Annotated in this window: 20 protein-coding genes; 11 read left to right on the top strand and 9 right to left on the bottom strand. The window is 63.8% G+C overall.

What is annotated here, in order from left to right:
- Window positions 1-3: 3 nt before the first annotated feature.
- Genes IPP03_06815 through IPP03_06805 form a run of 3 tightly spaced genes read right to left on the bottom strand, consistent with a single transcriptional unit; the run spans window position 4 to window position 1,158 of the window.
- Complete coding sequence (locus IPP03_06815; protein ID MBL0352363.1) at window positions 4-288, bottom strand: DUF1330 domain-containing protein; 285 nt, start codon at window positions 286-288, stop codon at window positions 4-6.
- Window positions 285-875, bottom strand: coding sequence for a cob(I)yrinic acid a,c-diamide adenosyltransferase (locus tag IPP03_06810; GenBank protein ID MBL0352362.1), 591 nt, complete (start codon window positions 873-875; stop codon window positions 285-287). Before IPP03_06810 ends, IPP03_06815 begins: the two co-directional genes overlap by 4 nt.
- Window positions 859-1,158, bottom strand: a complete 300-nt coding sequence (locus IPP03_06805) for a hypothetical protein (protein MBL0352361.1) — start codon at window positions 1,156-1,158, stop codon at window positions 859-861. The genes IPP03_06810 and IPP03_06805 overlap by 17 nt, the downstream gene beginning before the upstream one ends.
- A gap of 99 nt (window positions 1,159-1,257) precedes the next feature.
- Here IPP03_06805 and IPP03_06800 point away from each other — a divergent pair, with 99 nt between their 5' ends.
- From IPP03_06800 to IPP03_06780, 5 genes are all read left to right on the top strand, one after another.
- Entirely contained in the window at window positions 1,258-1,551 is a 294-nt protein-coding gene (locus IPP03_06800) for a hypothetical protein (GenBank protein MBL0352360.1), read from the top strand.
- 4 nt (window positions 1,552-1,555) lie between these two features.
- Window positions 1,556-3,037 (top strand): FAD-binding protein, encoded by a 1,482-nt coding sequence (locus IPP03_06795; protein ID MBL0352359.1) that lies wholly within the window; start codon window positions 1,556-1,558, stop codon window positions 3,035-3,037.
- Window positions 3,037-4,098, top strand: a complete 1,062-nt coding sequence (glcE, locus tag IPP03_06790; GenBank protein MBL0352358.1) for a glycolate oxidase subunit GlcE — start codon at window positions 3,037-3,039, stop codon at window positions 4,096-4,098. The genes IPP03_06795 and glcE overlap by 1 nt, the downstream gene beginning before the upstream one ends.
- The gene (gene glcF, locus IPP03_06785; GenBank protein MBL0352357.1) at window positions 4,098-5,336 is read left to right on the top strand and encodes a glycolate oxidase subunit GlcF; all 1,239 of its coding nucleotides are present in this window, start codon (window positions 4,098-4,100) and stop codon (window positions 5,334-5,336) included. Before glcE ends, glcF begins: the two co-directional genes overlap by 1 nt.
- Before the next feature lie 87 nt (window positions 5,337-5,423).
- On the top strand, window positions 5,424-6,209 hold the full coding sequence (locus tag IPP03_06780; protein ID MBL0352356.1) for a serine/threonine-protein phosphatase: 786 nt from the start codon (window positions 5,424-5,426) through the stop codon (window positions 6,207-6,209).
- A 1-nt stretch (window position 6,210) separates the two neighbouring features.
- Here IPP03_06780 and IPP03_06775 read toward each other — a convergent pair whose 3' ends face one another.
- The 5 genes from IPP03_06775 to IPP03_06755 all read right to left on the bottom strand — a co-directional run bounded on the left by IPP03_06775 (window position 6,211) and on the right by IPP03_06755 (window position 14,179).
- Entirely contained in the window at window positions 6,211-7,635 is a 1,425-nt protein-coding gene (locus IPP03_06775; GenBank protein MBL0352355.1) for a DEAD/DEAH box helicase, read from the bottom strand.
- Window positions 7,636-7,802: 167 nt separating this feature from the next.
- Entirely contained in the window at window positions 7,803-8,429 is a 627-nt protein-coding gene (locus tag IPP03_06770) for a TetR family transcriptional regulator (GenBank protein ID MBL0352354.1), read from the bottom strand.
- 31 nt (window positions 8,430-8,460) lie between these two features.
- Complete coding sequence (locus IPP03_06765; GenBank protein MBL0352353.1) at window positions 8,461-9,885, bottom strand: efflux transporter outer membrane subunit; 1,425 nt, start codon at window positions 9,883-9,885, stop codon at window positions 8,461-8,463.
- A gap of 1 nt (window position 9,886) precedes the next feature.
- Window positions 9,887-13,012 carry a multidrug efflux RND transporter permease subunit gene (locus tag IPP03_06760; protein MBL0352352.1) on the bottom strand — a complete coding sequence of 1,042 codons (3,126 nt, stop codon included), beginning with the start codon at window positions 13,010-13,012 and terminating at the stop codon, window positions 9,887-9,889.
- Between the two features lie 9 nt (window positions 13,013-13,021).
- A complete protein-coding gene (locus IPP03_06755; protein MBL0352351.1) occupies window positions 13,022-14,179 on the bottom strand; it encodes an efflux RND transporter periplasmic adaptor subunit in 1,158 nt (385 codons plus the stop codon).
- A gap of 293 nt (window positions 14,180-14,472) precedes the next feature.
- On the opposite strand from IPP03_06755, the gene IPP03_06750 reads away from it, so the two are divergent.
- The 4 genes from IPP03_06750 to IPP03_06735 all read left to right on the top strand — a co-directional run bounded on the left by IPP03_06750 (window position 14,473) and on the right by IPP03_06735 (window position 19,837).
- Entirely contained in the window at window positions 14,473-15,840 is a 1,368-nt protein-coding gene (locus IPP03_06750) for an extracellular solute-binding protein (protein ID MBL0352350.1), read from the top strand.
- Window positions 15,840-16,547, top strand: coding sequence for a glycerophosphodiester phosphodiesterase (ugpQ, locus tag IPP03_06745; protein ID MBL0352349.1), 708 nt, complete (start codon window positions 15,840-15,842; stop codon window positions 16,545-16,547). Before IPP03_06750 ends, ugpQ begins: the two co-directional genes overlap by 1 nt.
- Window positions 16,548-16,629: 82 nt before the next feature.
- Window positions 16,630-19,323, top strand: a complete 2,694-nt coding sequence (alaS, locus tag IPP03_06740) for an alanine--tRNA ligase (protein MBL0352348.1) — start codon at window positions 16,630-16,632, stop codon at window positions 19,321-19,323.
- Between the two features lie 16 nt (window positions 19,324-19,339).
- Window positions 19,340-19,837: an NUDIX domain-containing protein gene (locus IPP03_06735; protein ID MBL0352347.1), complete on the top strand. Its 498-nt coding sequence runs from the start codon at window positions 19,340-19,342 to the stop codon at window positions 19,835-19,837.
- A gap of 13 nt (window positions 19,838-19,850) precedes the next feature.
- On the opposite strand, the gene IPP03_06730 is transcribed toward IPP03_06735, so the two are convergent.
- Complete coding sequence (locus tag IPP03_06730; GenBank protein ID MBL0352346.1) at window positions 19,851-20,153, bottom strand: hypothetical protein; 303 nt, start codon at window positions 20,151-20,153, stop codon at window positions 19,851-19,853.
- A gap of 194 nt (window positions 20,154-20,347) precedes the next feature.
- Between IPP03_06730 and IPP03_06725 the strand changes: the two genes are divergently transcribed.
- Both IPP03_06725 and IPP03_06720 read left to right on the top strand, forming a co-directional pair.
- Complete coding sequence (locus IPP03_06725; protein ID MBL0352345.1) at window positions 20,348-21,985, top strand: alpha-D-glucose phosphate-specific phosphoglucomutase; 1,638 nt, start codon at window positions 20,348-20,350, stop codon at window positions 21,983-21,985.
- 186 nt (window positions 21,986-22,171) lie between these two features.
- A complete protein-coding gene (locus tag IPP03_06720) occupies window positions 22,172-22,495 on the top strand; it encodes a transposase zinc-binding domain-containing protein (protein MBL0352344.1) in 324 nt (107 codons plus the stop codon).
- Window positions 22,496-22,498: the final 3 nt, after the last annotated feature.

The raw sequence follows: 22,498 nt of genomic DNA, 5'->3' as shown, positions 1-22,498 counted from the left end.
GCTTCAGTCAGTGAAGGAAAGCAGGACGAAGTCGGCCGCCTGTTCACGCAGCGGTATCAACGCTTGGTAAGCAGCGGACTGGTACCAGCCAGCGACCGCCGCGCCATCCGGGAAGCGGATGACGACAGTGTCGCTAGCCGCGTACTCGCCGCTGAGGACGGCAGCCAGTTGCCCGCGAAACAGCAGTTCAGCGCCCCACGGCGCCAGCGTCGCCGGCACCCGGGCACGATACTCTGCCCATTTGTCGACATCCCTGATCGTGATGTGACCGATGATGCAGGCGCTCATGCGGCGGTCTTGCCTTTCTGCCACAGCACGTCGCCGCGGCCACCGGCGCGGTTGAGGACGCGGCCGAGAATGAACAGCAGGTCGGAAAGGCGGTTGATGTAGCGGCGCGCCGCGTCAGACACCGCTTCGGCGTTCGCCAGGCGGACGATGGCCCGCTCGGCACGGCGGCAGACCGTGCGGCTCACGTGGGCGAGGGCGGCCGGGCGGGTGCCGCCGGGCAGGATGAATTCCTTGAGCATCGGCAGATCGGAGTTGAACTCTTCGGCGAGCGCCTCGAGGCGGGCGACCTGCACTTCCTTGACCACTTCCATACCCGGCAGGCAGAGCTCGCCGCCGAGGTCGAAGAGTTCGTTCTGGATGTCGAGCAGTGCGGCGCGCACGGTGTCCGGCAGTTCCTCGCAAAGCAGGACGCCGAGGCCGGAGTTCAGTTCGTCGACCTCGCCCATGGCATCGATGCGCAGGCTGTCCTTGGTTGTCCGGCTGCCGTCGCCGAGGCCGGTGGTGCCGGCGTCGCCGGTGCGGGTGACGATCTTCGACAGGCGGTTGCCCTTGCGTTCCGGATCCTGGTCTTTATCCGTTGTGCTCATGTGCGACTTCTCCTTGCAGTGGGTATGTGTTCATTTTCTCAATAATGCCTTGCGTTTCAACGCTCGCCGCGCAGACGCAGCCGAGCAGGTCGATGACCTTTTCCTTGTAATCGGCGAAGCTGTAGGTGTTGAATTTCTCGCGGATGCTCGATTCGTCGGTTGAGCCGCCGCACTGCATCAGGTCGGCGATCTCGCGCTGGTATTGGCTGACGGGGAGTTGGCTCATGAGGGCTGGATTGGTTGAGGCCTTTGGTCTGAGATGGCTTTTTGCCGAAGGCGACAATCGTCACCTCGATGTGGGCGGATTATACTGGCCGGCCCGCCATACAGAATGCTGTGACCATGCCATAGTTCGCATCCAATGTCAGTTTTCTAGTCACCGATGCCCCATTTCCCGAACGCTTCGGGCGGGTGGCAGCGGCGGGGTTCTCGGGTGTCGAATATCTTTTCCCCTACGAATGCCGGTGCGCGCGGTCGAGGATCACTGGTCGGGGCCGGTGCCTTCGTCGCGTCGGATACGCTGGTCCGCGCTCGCGCGCTCGGTGTCGACCCGCGCCAGCATCTGGCGGGCAACGATGCCAGGGGTTTCTTCGCCGTGCTCGACTACCTGCTGGTGAACGGGTCGACGCGGACCAACGTCAACGATTTCCGCGCCCTGCTGGTGGGGTTAGAATGAGCCGATGACAAAGCCCGACCCCACATTCAATACTGATCGTGCCGCCCTTGTGGCACGCCTCAAAACCATCCTGCCGGCGTACTGCCTGCTGGTGGACGAGGAGGATCTGCGTCCCTACGAGTGCGATGGTCTGACGGCCTACCGCGAACTGCCGCTGGCGGTTTGTCTCCCGGAAAGCGAAGGGCAGGTAATTGACATCCTGCGTACCTGCCACCAGCTTGGCGTACCGGTCGTTGCGCGCGGTGCCGGCACCGGCCTCTCCGGCGGAGCGATGCCGCATGCGCAGGGGGTTGTCCTGTCGCTGGCGCGTTTCAACAAGATTTTGCGCGTCGACCGCAACGCTCGCCTGGCCGTCGTCCAACCCGGCGTGCGCAACCTCGCTGTTTCCGAAGCGGCGGCGCCGTTCGGTCTCTACTACGCACCCGACCCGTCGTCGCAGATTGCCTGCACGCTGGGCGGCAACGTCGCCGAGAATTCGGGCGGTGTGCACTGCCTGAAATACGGGCTGACCGTGCATAACGTGCTGCGCATCCGTGTCGTCAGCATCGAGTGCGAGGTTTTCGAGTTCGGCTCGGAAGCGCCGGACTCTCCGGGCTATGATCTGCTGGCGCTGTTCATCGGCTCCGAAGGGATGCTCGGCGTGGTTACCGAAGTCACCGTCAAGCTGGTACCCAAGCCGGAACTGGCGCAGGTGGTAATGGCCTCCTTCGACGACGTCGGCAAGGCCGGTGACGCGGTGGCCAGAATCATCGCCGCCGGCATCATCCCGGCCGGTCTGGAAATGATGGACAAGCCGGCGACGGCAGCCGTTGAGCCTTACGTCAAGGCAGGCTATGACCTTGACGCCGCCGCCATCCTGCTCTGCGAATCCGACGGCACGCCGGAAGAGGTCGCCGAGGAAATCGTCCGCGTTACCGAGGTCCTGAAAGGCGCCGGCGCCGGCAACATTCGCGTTTCGCAATCGGAGTCCGAGCGCCTGCGTTTCTGGGCCGGACGCAAGGCGGCTTTCCCGGCGGTCGGGCGCATCACGCCCGACTATTACTGCATGGACGGCACGATTCCGCGCAAGCGGGTGGCCGAAATGCTGGGGGCCATCGTGGACATGGAGAAAAAATATGCGTTGCGTTGCGCCAACGTCTTTCATGCCGGTGATGGCAACCTGCATCCGCTGATCATGTACGACGCGGCCAAACACGGCGAATGGGAACGCGCCGAAGCCTTCGGCGCCGAGATCCTCGAACTCTCGGTGGCGCTCGGCGGCTCGATCACCGGCGAGCATGGGGTCGGTATCGAGAAGATCAACCAGATGTGCGTGCAATACACGACGCCGGAACTGGAGACTTTCCACCGCGTCAAGGAGGCATTCGATGAGCGCGGCCTGCTCAATCCCGGCAAGGCGGTGCCCAGCCTGCACCGTTGCGCCGAGTACGGGCGCATGCATGTTCATCACGGCGAAATCAAATTTCCCGAACTGGAACGCTTCTGATGACGCTCGATGATCTCGTTGCGGCGCTCCGTAGCGCCCATGACAGCCAGACGCAATTACGCATCCGCGGTGCTGGCAGCAAGGATTTCTACGGTGGCATGCTGGCCGGCGAGGTACTGGATGTTGCGGCTTACGCCGGCATCATCGCCTACGAACCGACCGAACTTTACGTTACTGCCAAATGCGGTACGCCATTGGATGAGATCGAAGCGGCGCTGGTCGAGAAGGGGCAGATGCTCGCTTTCGAGCCGCCGCGATTTTCCGGTGCCACGGTCGGCGGCTGCGTCGCCACCGGCTTGTCCGGTCCGCGTCGTCAGCAGGCCGGTGCGGTGCGCGATTTCATGCTCGGCGTGAAATTGGTTGATGGCGCCGGTCAGGTGCTCGAATTTGGCGGTCAGGTCATGAAGAATGTCGCTGGCTACGACATTTCGCGGTTGCTTGCCGGCAGCCTTGGTACGCTGGGCGTGCTGGCCGAGGTGACGGTGAAGGTGTTGCCGCTACCGGTGGCCGAGCAGACGCTGGTTTTCGACATAAACGAAAGCGAGGCGGTCAAACGGCTCAACCAGTGGGGCGGCCAGCCTTTGCCGATTTCCGCGTCGTTCTGGCATGACGGAAAGCTCTGGCTACGGCTGTCCGGAGCCAGGGCCGCCGTCGCGGCAGCGATCAGCAAGCTGGGTGGGGCTGTTGCGGTCGACGCCGAAAAACACTGGAATTTGGTGCGTGAGCAAACGCACCCGGCGTTTGCCGCTGCTGTACTCTGGCGTCTGGCGCTGCCCTCCGGCGCGCCATCACCGGGCCTCGACGGCCTGCGCGCCATCGAGTGGGGCGGCGCCTTGCGCTGGTACGCCGGCGAGCCGGGCGAAATTCACGCTGCCGTGCGCGGCGCGGCGGCGCGTCTCGGCGGTCATGCCGTGCTTTATCGGGCGCCGGAATCGCTGCGCTGCCGCGAAGGCGCTTTTGCACCGTTGCCGCCGGCCATGCTCGCGCTGCATCGCCGGCTGAAAAAAGCCTTCGATCCGCGCGCTATCCTCAACCCCGGTCGTCTCTACGCGGAGTTCTGATGGATACCCGACTTGCCGATTTCATCCGCGACACACCGGCCGGCAAGGAGGCGGAGGCGATCCTGCGGACTTGTGTGCACTGCGGTTTCTGCAACGCGACCTGTCCGACCTACCAGTTGCTTGGCGACGAGCTCGATGGGCCGCGCGGCCGCATCTATCTGATCAAGCAGGTGCTCGAAGGGCAGCCGGTCAGCGAAAAGACCCGCCTCCATCTCGACCGCTGCCTGACCTGCCGCTCGTGCGAGACGACCTGCCCGTCCGGCGTCAAATACAGCCATCTGCTCGACATCGGACGTCAGGTGGTCGAGCAGAAACTGCCGCGCAAGGGCGGCGCTGCGCTGACCCGCTGGGTGCTGCGTAACGCCTTGCCGCGCCCGTTGGTGTTTGGCCCGGCGGTGAAGCTGGGCCAACTGGTGCGCCCGTTGCTGCCTTCCGCGTTCGCCGACAAGTTGCCGCCGGATAGCCAGGGAAAGGCGAAGCCGTGGCCGGAGGCGCTTGGCCATCGACGCCGCATGCTGGTGCTGGCCGGCTGCGTGCAGCCGGCGCTGGCGCCGAATATCAACGCGGCGACGGCGCGCGTGCTGGACAAGCTGGGTATCAAGTTGTTCGAGGAAAGGAAGGCAGGCTGCTGCGGCGCCGTGCGTTTCCACCTGAACGACCAGGATGCGGCCAAGAATGACATGCGGCGCAACATCGATGCCTGGTGGCCGCATGTCGAGGCCGGCGTCGAGGCGATCGTCGTCACCGCTTCCGGCTGTGGCGTGCAGGTCAGGGACTTTGGTCGTGTACTGGCGAACGATGCGGTCTACGCCGAAAAGGCGGCAAAAATCAGTGCTCTCTGTCGCGACCCCTCGGAAGTGCTCGCCGCCGAACAGGCGCATCTGCAGGCCTTGCTTGAAGCGCCTCATGGCGCGCGCGGCAAGGTGGCTTTCCATTCGCCGTGTACCTTGCAGCACGGACTGAAGATACGCGGCGTCACCGAAGGGCTGCTGGTGGCAGCCGGCTACGAGCTGGTTCCGGTGGCGGACGGGCATCTGTGCTGTGGTTCGGCCGGCACCTATTCGCTGCTCCAGCCGGAATTGTCGCGACGCCTGCGCGACAACAAGCTGGCGGCACTGATGGCGGGTTCGCCGCTGCTTATCGCCACCGCCAATATTGGCTGCCTGACCCATCTGCAGGCGGGAAGCGTTCTGCCGGCCAGGCACTGGATCGAGCTCGTCGACGCGGCGATGCCCTGAGAGCGCGGCCATCGTCCGTAAAGCGTGAGTTTTGTCACGGGCAGCAGGCTGACCATCCGTGCTAATCTTCGCGGTCAAGGAGAGGTAATGCTCATAACGGTCGATGCGTGCGCGGCACAGCACCAGGGGGATCGCAAGGAACAACAGGATCGTCTCGCGATCCTTCCGCATGTTCACCAGCGCGGGGTGGCGCTGGCGGTCGTCGCCGACGGCATGGGCGGCCACACCGGTGGCGCACTGGCCGCGGAACAGGTGGTGTATACGGCGAAGAACAGCTTCGAGTGCTTTTCGCCGAGGCTGGAAATGGCGCGGATCTTGCTAGAAAATAGCATGCTCGAGGCGCATCTCATGGTCAAGGCCTCGCGTTTCATGAACGAGAAAGATCCGCACAGCACGGCGGTGATGTTGTTGCTGCAGCCTGGAAAGGCAACCTGGGCTCACTGCGGCGACAGTCGCCTCTATCGCTTTCGCGACGGGGAGCCGATTTTCCGCAGCGTTGATCATTCCTATGTCGAGTACCTGATCGCCAGCGGGCGTCTCACGCCCGAGGAGGCGCTGTCGCATCCCAATCGCAATATCCTGATAACGTCGCTGGGCGGCAAGGAAGATCCGCGGTTCGATTTTGGCGAAGCCCACGACCTGACCGGGGGCGACAGTTTCGTGATCTGCTCGGACGGCCTCTGGGCCTACTTCGATGACGCGGAGATGGGCCGCATAGTCGCCGAGAATTCGGCACGCAGGGCTTCGGAAATTCTGGTCGACGCGGCGCGTGCCCGGGCCGCCGGAGGCGGCGACAACCTGTCGCTGGTGATTATCAAGCTGAACGAGACAAGACCTGCCGTGGCTGCTCCCGACACCGCCCGGCGACAGTGATCTAGCGCTTGCCGAGACCGCCGAGCAGCGCCGCAACGATCCGCCTCGGCTTGTGTGGGTCGACCTTGGCCGGCGGCTTTGGGGAATCCGGCAACTCGGCGCACGGCGCCGTGTCCTCGTAAGGCTTGCTGAAGTCGAAACCGTCGGCGGCGACCATCGGGCTGCGCCGCGGCGGACGCCGGTCGCTCTGCGCCGGGCGTTCCGGACGCTGGGCGATCGGTGCCTTGATCGGCGGCGCGGACGAGCGCTTGCGCTTGTTGCCCGGCGGGTATTCGTACTCCGGCTCCGGTTCGAAACCGGCGACCTCGACCTGCTCGATCGGCCGCTTGATCAGTTTCTCGATATCGACCAGATAGCCGACTTCACGCGCACAAACCAGTGAAATGGCATTACCCTGCTTGCAGGCGCGGCCGGTACGGCCGATGCGGTGCACATAGTCTTCCGGCGTGTGCGGCAACTCGTAGTTGATAACGTAGGGCAGGTCGTCGATATCGAGGCCGCGGGCGGCGACATCGGTGGCGATCAGCGCGTGCGTCGTGCCGTCCTTGAAGGCGTCGAGCGCCTTGATGCGTTCGAGCTGGCTCTTGTCACCGTGAATGGCATCGGCATGGATGCCGGCGCGCTGCAACTCGCGGGTCAGCCGCGAGCAGCCCTGCTTGGTGCGCATGAAGACCAGGCACTGGCGGATTTCACTCGATTTCAGCAGCTTGATCAGCAGGCCGCGCTTGCCGAATTCGGATACCGGGTATACGCGGTGTGTGATCGTCTCGGAAACCTGGTTGCGGCGGGCGACTTCGATCAGCACCGGCGACTTGAGCATGGTGTCGGCGAGGCGCTTGATTTCTTCCGAGAAGGTCGCCGAGAAGAGCAGGCTTTGTCTTTGTTTCGGCAGCATGTTCAGGATGCGCGTGACATCCGGGATGAAGCCCATGTCGAGCATGCGGTCGGCCTCGTCGAGGACCAGCGCCTGCACCGAGTTGAAGCTGACGCTCTTGTTCTCGACGTGGTCAAGCAGGCGGCCCGGTGTGGCGACGAGGATCTCGACCCCCTTCTTCAGTTCGGTGATCTGCGGCTTGATGTCGACGCCGCCGAAGGCGCACATGGAGCGGACCGGCGTGTGCTTGCTGTAGGACTTGACCGACTCGTAGACCTGCAGCGCCAGTTCGCGGGTCGGCGCAAGGATCAGCGCGCGCACCGGATGCCGGGCCGGCGACGGGCTGCTGCTGGCGAAGGGCAGGATGCGTTGGAGGATCGGCAGCACGAAGGCGGCGGTCTTGCCGGTGCCGGTCTGGGCGCCACCCATGATGTCCACCCCGCTGATCAGCAGCGGGATGGCCTGGGCCTGGATCGGCGTCGGCTTGGTATAGCCCTCGTCGAGTACGGCGCGCAACAGTTCGGGCACCAGGCCAAGGTCGGCAAAGGTGATTTCGAGAGCGGTTTCGGCAGTTGTTGCGGCTACCGGAGTGCTGGCCGCGTCGCCAGCTAAGGTATTGATTTCAGGCATGGGGCAAAATTATACGCCTTGCGCGTCTCGATCAGCGGAATATGCCCGGTTACCTCTGCACAGTCGTGGTTCCACTCGATATCTGCTGTTCAGCGCGGCATCGGAACGCCGAGTCCGCTGAACCATACGTCGAGAATGTGGAGGGCATAGCTGGCCAGCGGAAACATCTCGGGCATTCTGGTCCAGTTGAAGAGCAATCCGTCGATCAGGGCGATCAGGCCGATGGTTGCCTGGTGCGGGGTCAGTGTGCGGTTGATCTGGCCTTTTTCCTGAGCCAGTGAGAAGGCACGCTGAATGACCTCAATGTGGTTCTGGCCTTCGTCAAGATGCGAGTCGCGCAGGGTGGCCATTTCGCCGACGTATTCGCACTTGTGCCAGAAAATCTCGAATACGCTGCGGAAACTGCCGTCGATCTGCATCTTTTCGAGAAATTCGTTGGTCGCTGCCTGAATAAAACCGAGCGGGTCTGCCACCAGATGCGCCTCCCGTTCCGCGCTGTTGATCAGCAAGGGGCAGATCAGGCGCTCGATCATCGCATCGAACATGGCGACCTTGTTGGCAAAATGCCAGTAGATGGCGCCGCGCGTGACACCAGCTTCCTTGGCGATATCGTTCAGCGAGGTTTGCGCGACGCCTTGCCGACTGAAGACCTCGACCGCCGTGTCGAGAATCCGGTTGCGGGTTTCCTGGGCGTCTTCCTTGGTTCTTCTGACCATTTTGTCTCTCTCCTGTGATCGAGGGCGCCGTTCAGATGTCTTCGCGCCAGCCGCCGCCGAGCGCCTTGAAGAGGTCTACCGCGGCGCCAAGCCGGTTCTTGCGGCTGTTCAGATAAGTCAATTGGGCGACGTTTGTCGTCCGCTGTGCATCGAGTACGTCCAGAAAGCCGGCATAACCGGCCTCATAGCGCGCCTGCGACAGCTTGAGCGAACGTTGCGCGGCTTCCAGTTGGGCAATGTTGGCGGCTTCTTCCGCGCGCAGTTCACGCAGGGCAACCAGGGCGTCGTTGACGTCCTTGAAGGCGCTCTGCATGGTCATCCGGTAGTTGGCCAGCGCTTCCTTCTGGCCGGCGCTTGCCTGGTCGACACGGGCACCGGTGCGGCCGGCATCGAAAACGGGCATGGTGAGGCCGAGCGCGGCCGACCAGATGCCGGCAGGGCCGGTGAACAGGTTGGAAAGCGCCATGCTCTCGCTGCCGTAGATGCCTGTCAGGCTGATTGTCGGAAAGTAGGCGGCTTTGGCAACCCCGATGCGGGCGTTGGCGGCGATCAGTTTTTCCTCGGCCTGGCGCACGTCCGGACGGGCTTCGAGCAGGGTCGAGGGCAGGCCGGTGGGGGGCATCGGGGGCAGGGGAAGCTTGGCGAAATCGCCGGCAGGAATGCGCAATCCCGGCTGGCCGGTGAGCAGGCCGATCTGGTTCTCGGAAAGTCCGCGCAGTCGCTTGAGCTGGCTGAGTTGTGACTGGGCGGAGGCGAGCGAGTTTTCGGCCTGTGCCAGTTCGAGCCCCGAGGCATTTCCGGCATCAAGCCGCGCCCGGACAATGCGCACGGTCTCTTCGCGGGAGTCGACGGTGTTCTGGCTGACGGCAATTTCCGCATCGTGGCTGCGCAGGGCCAGATACTCGTTGGCGACGTTGCCGATTAACGCCAGTCGTACGCTGTCGCGGGCAAAGCGGCTGGACAGTGCGTCGGCGCCGGCGGCTTCGTTCTGGCGCCGGATGCGGCCCCAGAGGTCGATTTCGTAGCTAAGGATGAGCGCGGCGCGGCGGTTGTTGTAGGTGGCGCCGCCCATCTGCTGGCCGTTGTAAGTCACGCCGCTGGTGCCCAGGCGGCTGGTGGCGGCATCAAGGCCGACAGCCGGATAATACGCGGCGCCGACTTCGCGGGCAAAGGCGTCAGCGGCTTCCAGACGGGCGACGGCCGCTTGCAGATCCTGATTGGCGGCCAGGGCCTGCTGGACGAGGGCGTTGAGGTCGGCGTCGCCAAAGAGCGTCCACCAGTCCGGATCGACCGGTGCCGTGGCGCTTTCGTCGGTTGGCGCCTGACTGTAGGTTGCCGGCAAGGTCGCCTCGGGGCGCTGGTAGTCCGGGCCGACCGCGCATCCGGCGAGGGCGAGCGTTACGGTCAACACCGAAAAAAGGCCGATTTTTGCGGGGCGGATATTCCGGGCGGGCATCTTAGTTTTCCTCGGCTTGGGTTGCTGCTTCGTGGCCGTCGGGCATTTCCCGCTTGCCGCGTTCGAGCCACTTGAAGAACAGCGGGATGAAGAGGGTGGCGATGAAGGTGGCGGCGATCATGCCGCCGAAGACGCCGGTGCCCATCGACTGGCGGGCGCCGGCGCCGGCGCCGGTAGCCGTGACCAGTGGGACGACGCCGAGCACGAAGGCGAGCGAAGTCATGATGATGGGCCTGAAGCGCAGGCGGGCGCCTTCGAGCGCGGCGTCGACGACGCTCATGCCTTCGGCGTGCTTCTGGGCGGCGAACTCGACGATCAGAATGGCGTTTTTCGACGCCAGGCCGATCAGCACGACAAGTCCGATCTGGAAGTAGATATCGTTCGGCATGCCACGCAGCCAGATTGCCGTCAGCGCGCCCATCAGCGCGAACGGTACGGCCATGACCACGGCCAGCGGCAGCGACCATTTTTCGTACTGCGCGGCAAGGATCAGGAAGACCATGATGATGGCGAAGGCGAAGGCTTGGATCGACGAGCCGGCGGAACGCTTTTCCTGGAAGGCCTGGCCGGTCCAGGAGATTTCATAGCCGCTCGGCAGCGTGGCGGCGGCCACTTCCTCAACGATCTTGATGGCATCGCCCGAGCTGACACTGGGCTTGCTGTCGCCGATGATCTTGGCGGCGACGAAGCCATTGAAGCGTTCGACCTGTTCGGGGCCGACGACGCGCTTGACCGAGGCGATGGCGGAGAGCGGAATCATCCCGTTGCTGGTCGAACTGCGCACGTAGACTTTGCCGATGTCTTCCGGCTTCATGCGGTAATCCGCGTCGGCCTGCAACTGCACGCGAAAGACGCGGCCCGCCTTGTTGAAGTCGTTGACGTAAAGCGCGCCCATCGTGCTTTGCAGCGTCGAATACACGGAGTCGAGCGGGATGCCGAGCGCCAGCGCCTTTGGCTCATCGACCTCGACGAAAAGCTGCGGCACGGTCGGGCGGAAGAAGGTGGAGACGCGGGTGAATTCCGGGCGTTTCTGTAACTCGGCCATGAAATTCTTGACCACTTCGTCGAGCTTGCGGGCATCCCCGTCCACGCGGTTCTGGACGAATACTTCAAAGCCGCCTGCCGTACCGAGACCCTGGATGGGCGGCGGGTTGAAGACGAGGCCGAGGCCGTCCGGTTGCATCATGCCGATGCCCATGAACTTGCCGGCCAGATCCTGCGCCTTGGCCTCGCGTTCGCTCCAGTCGTGCAGTGGAATGAACATGGTGCCGGCATTGGGCTTGTTGCCGCCGCCGATCAGGTCGAAGCCGGAAACGACGAAGGTGTACATGACGGCAGGATCGGCGGCAATGGCCTGGCGCATGTTTTCGCCGGTCGTCGCCGTGCGTCTGAGCGTGGCCCCGTCCGGCAGCATGATGGCGGAGATCAGGTAGCCCTGGTCTTCGTCCGGCACGAAACTACCGGGGATGATGCGGAAAAAAGCGAAGATGGCCCCGATTACAAGGGCAAACAGTAGCGCAACGACGATGCTGTGCTTGACCGTCAGGCGAACGACGCCGATGTAGGATTTGGTGAGCCGCTCGAACAGGCGGTTGAAGGGAGCAAAAAACTTGTTCTCACCGTGCTGTGCCTTGAGCAGCAACGCACAAAGCGCGGGAGTCAGGGTCAGTGCGACAACGCTGGAGAGCGCCACGGAAACGGCCACAGTGACGGCGAATTGTTTGTAGAGCTGGCCGGCGATGCCGCCAAGGAAAGCGACCGGCACGAAAACCGCGACCAGAACCAGCGTGGTGGCGATGACTGCGCCCTGGACTTCCTTCATGCCCTTGATGGCCGCCTGGCGCGGCGGCAGTTTTTCCTCCGACATCAGGCGCTCGACGTTTTCCAGTACGACAATGGCGTCATCGACGACGATGCCAATCGCCAGCACCATCGCGAACAGCGTCAGCATGTTGATCGAGAAACCGAACAGCCAGAGGCCGGCGAAGGTGCCGATCAGGGAGATCGGCACGGCGGTCATCGGGATCAGCGTCGCCCGCCAGTTCTGCAGAAAAATGTAGACGACGGCGAGTACCAGGATCATCGCTTCGAGCAGCGTCTTGACCACTTCATGAATCGACGCCGAAACGAAGCGTGTGGTGTCGAACGGAATCACGTAGCCCATGCCTTCTGGGAACTTGACTTTGAGTTCGTCCATCCGCGCTTGCACTTTTTCCGCCACTTCCAGCGCGTTGGCGCCGGTTTGCAGGAAAACGCCCATCGCGATGGTCGGCTGGCCATCCAGCGTGACCTGCTGGTCATAGCTGAAAGCGCCGAGTTCGAGGCGGGCAACGTCCTTCAGGCGCAGTACGCCGCCCGGACCGCTGGCGCGGATGACGATGTCGCCGAATTCCTCGGGGGTCAGCAGGCGGCCCTTGGCAGTCACCGTATAAACCAGTTGCTGGCTGTCCGGCGCCGGCTCCTGGCCGATCTTGCCGGCCGCGTTCTGGGCGTTCTGGATGCGGATCGCGTTGGCGATGTCGGTTGTCGTCAGGCCCAGTTGCGCCATGCGGTCGGGCTTGAGCCAGACGCGCATCGAGTAATCCTGAGCGCCGAAAATGGTGACGTCGCCGACGCCCTTGAGCCGCTTCAGTTCATCGACGATGTTCAGGCTGGCGTAGTTGGAGAGAAACAGCGTGTTGTAGCGGCTTTTTTCGGAAGTCAGCGCGACGAGTTGCAGAATGTCGTTGGAGCGCTTCTGGACGATCACGCCGTTACGCCGTACTTCTTCCGGCAGGCGCGGCTCGGCGGCCTTGACCCGGTTATTGACGTTGACCGAGGCGATGTCGATGTCGGTGCCGATATCGAAAGTCGCGGTAATGGCGACCGAGCCGTTGGCCGACGCCGAGGAGGTGAAATACAGCAGGTTCTCGACCCCGCTCAATTGTTCCTCGATTGGCGCCGCGACGGTGCGTGCCAGCGTTTCGGCAGAAGCGCCCGGATAGTTGGCGGTGATCAGCACCGTCGGCGGGGCGATCTGCGGGTACTGCGCGACCGGCAGCACCTGCGAGGCGACCAACCCGGCGATGACGATGATGATCGAGATCACCGACGCGAAGATCGGCCGGTTGATGAAGAATTTCGACATGGCCGCTCCTTACTCGTGGGTCGGGGTCGTGGCGCTCATGCCCGACATGCCTTCCGGCTTGGTGCCGGCGGCTGGGGCGGGTGGGTGCGGATCGACCGGCGCGCCCGGCCTGAGCTTCATCAGGTTGTCGATAATCACCTTGTCGCCGGCCTTGAGGCCGTCAAGTACGATCCAGTCCTTGCCAAACCATTCGCCGGTCTTTATCGGGCGCGGCGCGACCTTGTTCTCGGCATCGGCGGTCATCACCAGATTGCCCTGCTCGCTCTGGACCACCGCGCTTTGCGGGACGAGGAAAATGCCGCCCTGCTCGCCGGCCAGCAGGCGAATGCGCACGAACTGGCCGGGCAGCAGGCGACTGTCGCTGTTCGGGAATTCGGCACGCAACTGGCGGGTGCCCAGCATCGGGTCGATGGTGCTGGCCATGAAGTTCAATTTGCCCTTGACCGGGAATACGCTGCCGTCCGGCAAGACCAGTTCGACCCCGGTGACAGTTTCCGGCGTCAGGCGGCCACCCGGCAGGCGCGCCGCTTCGTTGGTCGAGATGCTGAAGCGGACCCACATCGGGTCATTCTGGTACACCGAGGTCAACAGGCTGTCCGATCCGACCGTAATCAGGTTCCCGATCGATTTTGCCGCCCGCCCGGAGATGCCGTCCACCGGCGCCGTGACCGTCGTCCACGAGAGATTCAATTGGGCCTGGCGCAACGCGGCCTGCGCCAGTTCGTTGGCGCTGATCGCATCGTCGTATTCCTTGCGGCTGACGCCCTGAATGTCGACCAGTTTCTTGAGCCGCGCCATTTCGCGCGCTGTCTGGTCGGCCTTGGCCTTGGCCTCGGCGTGGGCAATATCATAGGTGGAGCGGTCGATCTGAAACAGCGGTTGGCCGGCCTTGACCGGCGCGCCCTCGTGATAGAGCTGTTTCATCAGAATGCCGCCGACGCGGGCGCGTACCTCGGTTTCCTTGGCCCCTTCGGTCTGTGCCACGATTTCGACCGCATTCGGCACGCTGCGTGGCTGTATCTCCAGAACGGTGACGGGCATTGCGCCGCCTGCCTTTGGCGGTGCCTCAGTCTTGGAGCAGGCGCCGAGGAACAGCGCGCCGCTGATGAGGCTAGGAAGCAGCAGGGTTTTCGGAAAACGATGTAGCAGGGTGAGAGGTGAGTGCATGTCGAAGCTCCGGGAATAGCGATCGGCAGGGTCGTGTGACCTGCAGAATTGACGATGAACGGATTCTACATACATTCGTGTATGTATGTAAATTGTGGCAAGCATGCCTTCTGAGGTGCATTGCTGCCAGCGGTCGGCGGGTCGCCATTCCGGACGCAACAGCCGTACGGCTTTCATCACCCGGAATTCGGATGTTGTCGGCTACGAAGTGGGCGTGGCGTTGTATTTTTTATAGCGCTTCACGCTTGCGAATCGAGCGTTATAATCGCAACCTTTCGCCTCTCGGAGTACCTATGTCGCATTTCATTCGCCCCCTGGTAATCGCCGCCAGCCTGGCTCTGGCCTTTCCAGCGCTGGCCGCAGAACCTTCCGCCAAGCAGGCATCCAAGCCGGCTGCCAAATCGACTGCAAAATCTGTCAAGAAGCCCGTTGCGAAAGCTGCTGAAAAACCGGAGGCTGCCGTGGCCGCCTCGGGCGACTTCGAGCTGGCGCACAACCTGAGCCCGGAAGGCGAGAAGGCCCTGCAAGGCTTTGTCGATCGTTTTAACAAGGACACCGGCGGTAACCTGAAACTGGTGCGGCTGCAAAAAGGCGAGAGGCCGGCTGGTCTGAACCTGATGCATCGCTATGACATGAGCGAGGTGTTGAGCCAGTCGAAGTACTTCATGCCGCTCTATCAGATGATGGCCAAGGCAGGTGTCAAGCTGGATGCCGACGGGCTGTCGAATGACCTGAAGGCCAATGTCGTCGATGCCAAGGGTCGCCTGGTTGCCTTGCCGGTTCTCTACGCGACCCCGGTGCTGTTCTACAACAAGAACGCCTTGCGCAAGGCCAAGCTGAATCCGGAGCAGCCGCCGAAGACCTGGTTCGAGATGCAGGGCATGCTCGACAAACTGCAGGATGCTGGTTATTCGTGTCCCTACACCACGGCCTGGCCGGTTTGGGTGCATGTCGACAACGTCAGCGCAGTTTCCGGCTTGCAGGCGACGACTGACAAGGGTCAGCTTGCTTTCAACGGCCTGCCGCAGGTCAAACACGTGGCGATGATGTCGACGTGGACCAAGGCCAATTATTTCCGCCTGTTCGGTCGCCGCGACGAGGCCAACCAGAAATTCGCCTCGGGCGAGTGCGCGATGATTACTGCCGACTCGAACCAGTCGATCGCTTTCCGCGATGCCAAGGGTGTCGAACTTGGCGTCGCGCCGATGCCTTATCACGAAGACGTCTATGGCGGCCGCCGGCCGTCGCTGGCCGATGGCGCTTCACTGTGGGTGGGGGCGGGCCGCTCGCCGGCCGAATACAAGCAGGCCGCCAAGTTTGTCTCGTACCTGCTGGCGCCGGATAATCAGATCGAGCTGGTGCGCGCCTATGGTGGCTTGCCGCTGACCGCCGCCGCCCGCGCCGCTGCACGCAGCAAAATTCTGAAGGACGACGACGAAGCGCTGCAAGCCGCCTATGTTTCCTTGAAGGGTACGAATTCCAAACTGCCGTCAGCGCTGAACGTTTCGGATATCGATGCGGTGCGCATAATCACCGATGAGGAAATCGAGCTGGCGTGGTCAGACAAAAAGCCGTCCAAGGCCGCACTCGATACTGCGGTCAGTCGCGGCATGTCGGTCCTCAATGCGACGCCGGCCTTGAAGAAGGCGCAGCCCTTCTGATGCACCCCCCGCTGCCGCGCTGGATTGCCCATCGCGGTGGCGGAACCCTGGCTCCGGAAAACACGCTGGCCGGCATCCGGCTGGCGGCCAGCCTCGGCTACCAGGCGGTCGAATTCGACGTCATGCTCTCGGCGGACGGAACGCCGGTGCTGATTCACGATGAAACGCTGGAACGCACGACCAACGGCACGGGCCACGTTTGCGATACACCGGACGTGGTCCTGTTCAAGCTCGATGCCGGAAACGGCGAACCCGTTCCATTATTTGCGGAAGCCGCCGCACTGTGCCGTGAATTGGGCTTGCTGGCCAACGTCGAGATCAAGCCGGCAATCGGCCACGAACTGGCGACGGCCGCTGTCGTCGCCCGGCTGACCGCCGACCTGTGGTGCGGGGCGACGATTCAACCGCTGCTGTCTTCCTTCTCGCTCGCAGCCCTCGAGGTGGCGCGCGACGTGGCGCCGGAAATCAGCCGCGGCGTTCTTTTCGAGGTGCCGCCCGCCGACTGGTATGCGCAACTGGACCGATTGCAGGCGGTGACGCTGCATTGCGCCGCCGACCTGGTCAGCGACGAAATTATCGCCGAAGCGACGGCACACGATATCCCGGTGCTGTGCTACACGGTCAACACGCTGGAACAGGCAAAAACGCTGTTCGAGCGTGGCGTCAGTAGCCTGTTTACCGATCGCCTCGATCGTTTTGCCGGGTAGCGGCGCTGCCAGCCGCATGGGCGGTCCGGTTTTCTTTTAAAATTGACGGCTTCGCACTTAACGTTTTTGAGGCCGCCAGCTTATGACAAGCGCCGAAATCCGCCAGCAGTTTCTCGACTTCTTTGCCTCCAAGGGCCACCAGATCGTCGCTTCGAGCTCGCTGGTGCCGCACGAGGACCCGACCCTGTTGTTTACCAATGCCGGGATGAACCAGTTCAAGGACGTCTTCCTCGGCTTCGACAAGCGCCCGTACAACCGTGCGACGACGTCGCAGAAATGCGTGCGCGCCGGGGGCAAGCACAACGACCTCGAGAATGTCGGCTACACCGCGCGCCACCATACTTTCTTCGAGATGCTGGGCAACTTCAGCTTTGGCGACTACTTCAAGGACGACGCGATCAGGTATGCCTGGGAACTCCTGACGGAAGTCTACAAACTCCCGTCCGACAGGCTGTGGGTGACGGTCTATGCCGAGGACGACGAGGCCTACGACATCTGGACCCGCGAGATCGGCATCCCCGGCGAGCGCTGCATCCGCATCGGCGACAACAAGGGTGCCCGCTACGCTTCCGACAATTTCTGGATGATGGGCGACATCGGCCCCTGCGGTCCGTGTACCGAAATCTTCTACGACCACGGCGAGCAGCACTGGGGTGGCCCGCCAGGAACGCCCGAGGAAGACGGCGACCGTTACATCGAGATCTGGAACATCGTCTTCATGCAGTTCAACCGTGACGAACACGGCGTCATGCACCCGCTGCCCAAGCCCTCGGTTGATACCGGCATGGGCCTCGAGCGCATCGCCGCCGTGCTGCAGGGCGTCCATGCCAACTACGAGATTGACCTGTTCCGGACGCTGATCGCCGCCGCCGCGCGTGAAACCAGCGCTGCTGACATGAACAGCCCGTCACTCAAGGTGCTGGCCGACCACATTCGCGCCTGTGCTTTCCTGATTGCCGACGGCGTCATTCCCGGCAACGAGGGACGCGGTTACGTGCTGCGCCGGATCATCCGCCGCGCCATCCGCCACGGCTACAAGCTGGGCGCGCGCGCTGCCTTTTTCCACAGGATGGTGCCCGACCTCGTCGCCGAAATGGGTGCTGCCTATCCGGAACTGGCGCGCTATCAGGCGCGCGTCATGGCGATGCTGAGGCAGGAAGAGGACCGCTTCTTCGAGACCATCGAGCACGGCATGGCGATCCTCGAAGGCGAGCTGACGGCGATGGAGCAATCAGGCAAGACGGAGTTCAGCGGTGAGGTCGCTTTCAAGCTACACGACACTTACGGTTTCCCGCTCGATCTGACGCAGGACATCTGCCGCGAGCGCAGAGTGAATATCAAGAAATCCCCGGTAGTGCACGTAGCTAGTGGAGCAATAGTTGGCCAGGGTGCAGCGGTAAGCATGACAGTCGAAATTACCTCCTTCGATACCGCGATGGCGCGCCAGAAGGAACAGGCGCGTGCCGCCGGCAAGTTCAGGATGGCCGCCAACCTCGATTACGACGGCCCTGCCACCACCTTCCATGGCTACGACAGTCTCGAATACAAAGCCAATGTCCTGGCGCTCTACAAGGACAGTGCTGCGGTCAACCAGCTAAACGAGGGCGAAACAGGCGTCGTCGTGCTCGACAACACGCCGTTCTACGCCGAATCCGGCGGCCAGGTTGGCGATCGTGGCGTGCTGCAGTCGGTGCATGGTACCTTCGCCGTCGAGGATACGCAGAAGATTCAGGCAGCCGTCTTCGGGCACCACGGCATCGTCAGGACTGGGGCCATCACGGTCGGCAACGGCGTCGCCGCCAGGGTGGATGTCCTGGCCCGCATGCGCACCATGCGCAACCACTCGGCGACCCACCTGCTGCACAAGGCGTTGCGCGATGTGCTCGGCGACCACGTGCAGCAGAAGGGGTCGCAGGTGGACCCGGACAAGACCCGCTTCGACTTCGTGCACAACCAGCCGCTGACCAATTCGGAAATCCGCCGCGTCGAGCAACTCGTCAATGCCGAGATTCTTGCCAACACCGCCAACGAATGCCGCGTACTGCCGATTGCCGAAGCGCAGAACCTTGGCGCCATGATGCTGTTCGGCGAGAAGTACGGCGATACCGTGCGGGTACTCGACATCGGTTCGTCGCGCGAACTGTGCGGTGGCACGCATGTTGCCCGCACTGGCGACATTGGCCTCTTCAGCATCAGTGCCGAAGGTGGCGTCGCGGCTGGCGTGCGCCGCGTCGAGGCGGTCACCGGCGACAATGCGCTGGCCTACATGCAGGGAATGGAAGCGGCGCTCGGCGGCGTTGCCGGCACACTGAAGGTGCTGCCGAAAGACGTGCCGGCCCGTGTTGCCGCGGTGCTCCACCAGGTGCGCAAGCTGGAACGCGAACTGGCGGCGCTCAAGGGCAAGCTGGCGTCGGCGCAGGGCGACGACATGGTCAATCAGGCAACCGACGTCAATGGGGTCAGGGTTCTTGCAGTCAGGCTGGAAGGGGCGGACATCAATGCCTTGCGCGAGACCATGGACAAGTTGAAGGACAAGCTGAAGACGGCCGCCATCGTGCTGGCTGCGGTGGCCGACGGCAAGGTAACGTTGATCGCTGGCGTCACCGCCGACCTCACCGCCAGGGTCAAGGCCGGCGAACTGGTCAACATGGTCGCCCAGCAGGTCGGCGGCAAGGGCGGTGGCCGCCCGGACATGGCGCAGGCCGGCGGCACGCAGCCGGAGAACCTTCCGGCGGCGCTGGCCTCGGTTGCCGGCTGGGTCGCGGGCAGGCTGTGAGGCGGGGTCGCCGGGCATGAGCGAGGGATTCAGCTTTTGCCCGCGTTGCGCCGCGCGCCTCGTCGAACAGACGATCGACGGCGTGCTCCGCGCCGCCTGTCCGGAGGCGGTCTGCGCTTTCGTACACTGGGAAAACCCGGTACCCGTGGTCGCCGCGCTGGTCGAGGTCGGCGGCCGTATCCTGCTGGCGCGCAACGCGCGCTGGCCGGAAAAGGTCTTCGGGCTGGTGACCGGCTACCTCGAGCGTGGGGAGGCGCCCGAAGTGGCGGTGGCACGCGAGGTTGGCGAAGAACTCGGGTTGCGGGCGACCACGGTCAAGCTGGTCGGGCTCTACCCTTTTGCGCAGAAAAACCAGTTGATAGCCGCTTATCACGTCGTCGCCGAGGGGAAGATCGTCCTCAATGAGGAACTCGCCGAGTTCCGGCTAATCGATCCGGACAAGCTCAAGGCCTGGGATTTCGGCACCGGCCCTGCAGTACGCGACTGGCTGGCGGGGCGCGCCGCCGCTGCCTAGGCGGCCGGGTCGCTCACTCGGGAAAGCGGCGGACGACGACGGTCTCGGTCTCGCGCACGGCCTCGCCCTCAATGACGTAGCCGCCGCCCGGCCGCCGCCCGGTCATTGCCTTGCGCGCTTCGCGCGTCTTCCACCACAGCCAGCCGCCGAGCGCCGCGCCGCCGGCGACGACCAGCGCGATCAACGCCAGCGAGAACATGAAGGCGAGGAGGGTGGCGGCGACCGCCGCGACGAAACCAACAATGCGACCGGCCAGTCCGGATGGCTGTCCGGCGAATGCGGAGTGCCGTGGGGATCGTTGCTGCTGGTCGTTCATGGTGTGTGCTCCGTGGTGTGCGTCCTGATGGGCGAGAGTCTACCCAAGAAGTGGTCGCCGCCTGTGGTCAGAATGTCATCTTTTTGTAACAGCAAGCCTTGCCAAGCTCTCGCGGCCGGCTCACCATGATGCAATCGGCAAGGCGGTCCGCTACGCTGCCCATGCCGCAGAAACGATCGATCCAGGAGAACACGATGACGCACCCGCTCGCCGGCCAGCCGGCCCCCACCGCCAGCCTCGCCGACATTCCGGCGCTGCTCGCCGCCTACCGCAATCCGCCCGACCCCGCCGACCCGGCGCAGCGCGTCGCCTTCGGCACCAGCGGCCACCGCGGCAGTGCGCTCGCCGGCAGCTTCAACGAGGCGCACATACTCGCCATCACCCAGGCGGTGGCCGAATACCGCGCCGGCGCGGGAATCGTCGGGCCGCTTTTTCTCGGCATGGATACCCACGCGCTGTCGGCCCCGGCGCAGCGCACGGTTCTGGAGGTGCTGGCCGCCAACGGCGTCGCCGTCCGCTTCCAGGCCGCCGGCGGCTTCACGCCGACGCCCGTCATCTCGCATGCCATTCTCACCCATAATGCCGGGCGGACGGCTGCCCTGGCCGACGGTATCGTCATCACGCCCTCGCACAACCCGCCGCAGGATGGCGGCATCAAGTACAACCCGCCGCACGGCGGGCCGGCCGACACCGACGTCACCGGCGCCATCGAACTTCGGGCCAACGAACTGCTCGCCGACGGCAACCGCGGCGTCAGGCGCGTGCCCTGTGAGCAGGCACTGAACGTGTCGACCACCCGTGCGGTCGACCTGATGAATGGCTACATTTCCGATCTCGGCAACGTCATCGATATGGAGGCGATACGCCGCGCCGGTCTGCGCATCGGTGTTGACCCCATGGGCGGCGCCGCGGTCGCCTACTGGGCGCCGATCGCCGAACGCCACGGGCTCGACATCACTGTTGTCAACCCGGCGGTCGACCCGGCCTTCGCCTTCATGACACTGGATCACGACGGCAAGATCCGCATGGACTGCTCCAGCCCGTATGCCATGGCCAGCTTGGTCGCGCTCAAGGACCGCTTCGGCATCGCCTGGGGCAACGACGCCGATGTCGACCGCCATGGCGTCGTCACCCCGTCGCTCGGGCTAATGAACCCCAACCACTACCTCGCCGTCGCCATCGCCTACCTGCTCGCGCATCGTCCGCAATGGCCGGCGACCGCCGCCGTCGGCAAGACTCTGGTGTCGAGCGGCCTGATCGACCGTGTCGTCGCCGGGCTTGGCCGCCGTCTGCTCGAAGTGCCGGTCGGCTTCAAATGGTTCTCCACCGGGTTGCTCGACGGCAGCATTTGCTTCGGCGGCGAGGAAAGCGCTGGCGCCAGCTTTCTGCGCTGCGACGGCAGCGTGTGGACCACCGACAAGGACGGCATCATCCTCGGCCTGCTCGCCGCCGAAATCACCGCCGTCACCGGCAAGGACCCCGGTCAGCACTATCTCGACCTCGCCGCCCGCCACGGCACACCGCACTACCTCCGCATCGACGCCCCGGCCAGCCCGGCGGAAAAAGCCGCCTTCAAGCAGTTGACCGCGGAACGCGTCACCGCCACCACCTTGGCCGGCGAACCCATTGTCGGCAAACTAACGCGCGCCGCCGGTAACGACGCGTCGATCGGCGGGCTCAAGGTGGTCACGGAAAACGGCTGGTTCGCCGCCCGGCCCTCGGGCACCGAGGACATTTACAAGATCTACGCGGAAAGCTTCACCAGCGCCGTGCACCTGCAGCAGGTGGTGGCCGAGGCGAAACAGATCGTTTCGGCGGCGCTGGGGGTGTGAGTTGCTGCAATGCAGACGCCGGGGGCGGCAGTCGACCAGGATCAGTCATCGACAGCCAGCGGAAAGTGCTTCTCTGAACGGCAGGTCTCGGATCACGAAGCCGCCCTTTGCAACCTGCAGTCGTGATTGTCTCGATAGCTGGATGGGCATAAAGTGTTGCGTCTCGATCACCCGATCCGGACTGCCATGCCTGCCACCTCCGCCTGCGCCCCGAAGGAAGTACCCTTGGGGTGCGCCTCACCGCGCAGTGCGGTCTACCGCCGTCGCCGCCCCGAAGGCACGCTGCGCTATCGCACCGTACAGACGCATCTTGCCACCTGGCTGGCGCTTCAGGATGACGGCACCGGGGAGACTGCACCGGCGGTAACCGAGAGGGAATTTTGCCGTTACCTCGACTGCGGCATCCACGCTCACGGTTTCGCCCGTGCCCGTTGCGCCGACTGCGGGTACGACTTTCTGGTTGCATACTCCGGCACGGGGCGTGGCGTCTGTCCGTCCTCCAACACCTGACGC

Source organism: Candidatus Dechloromonas phosphoritropha, from assembly GCA_016722705.1.
In the GTDB taxonomy this organism is placed as follows: domain Bacteria; phylum Pseudomonadota; class Gammaproteobacteria; order Burkholderiales; family Rhodocyclaceae; genus Azonexus; species Azonexus phosphoritrophus.
Note: the sequence above shows the minus strand (reverse complement) of the source record. Positions and strands in the feature narration are given on the sequence as shown.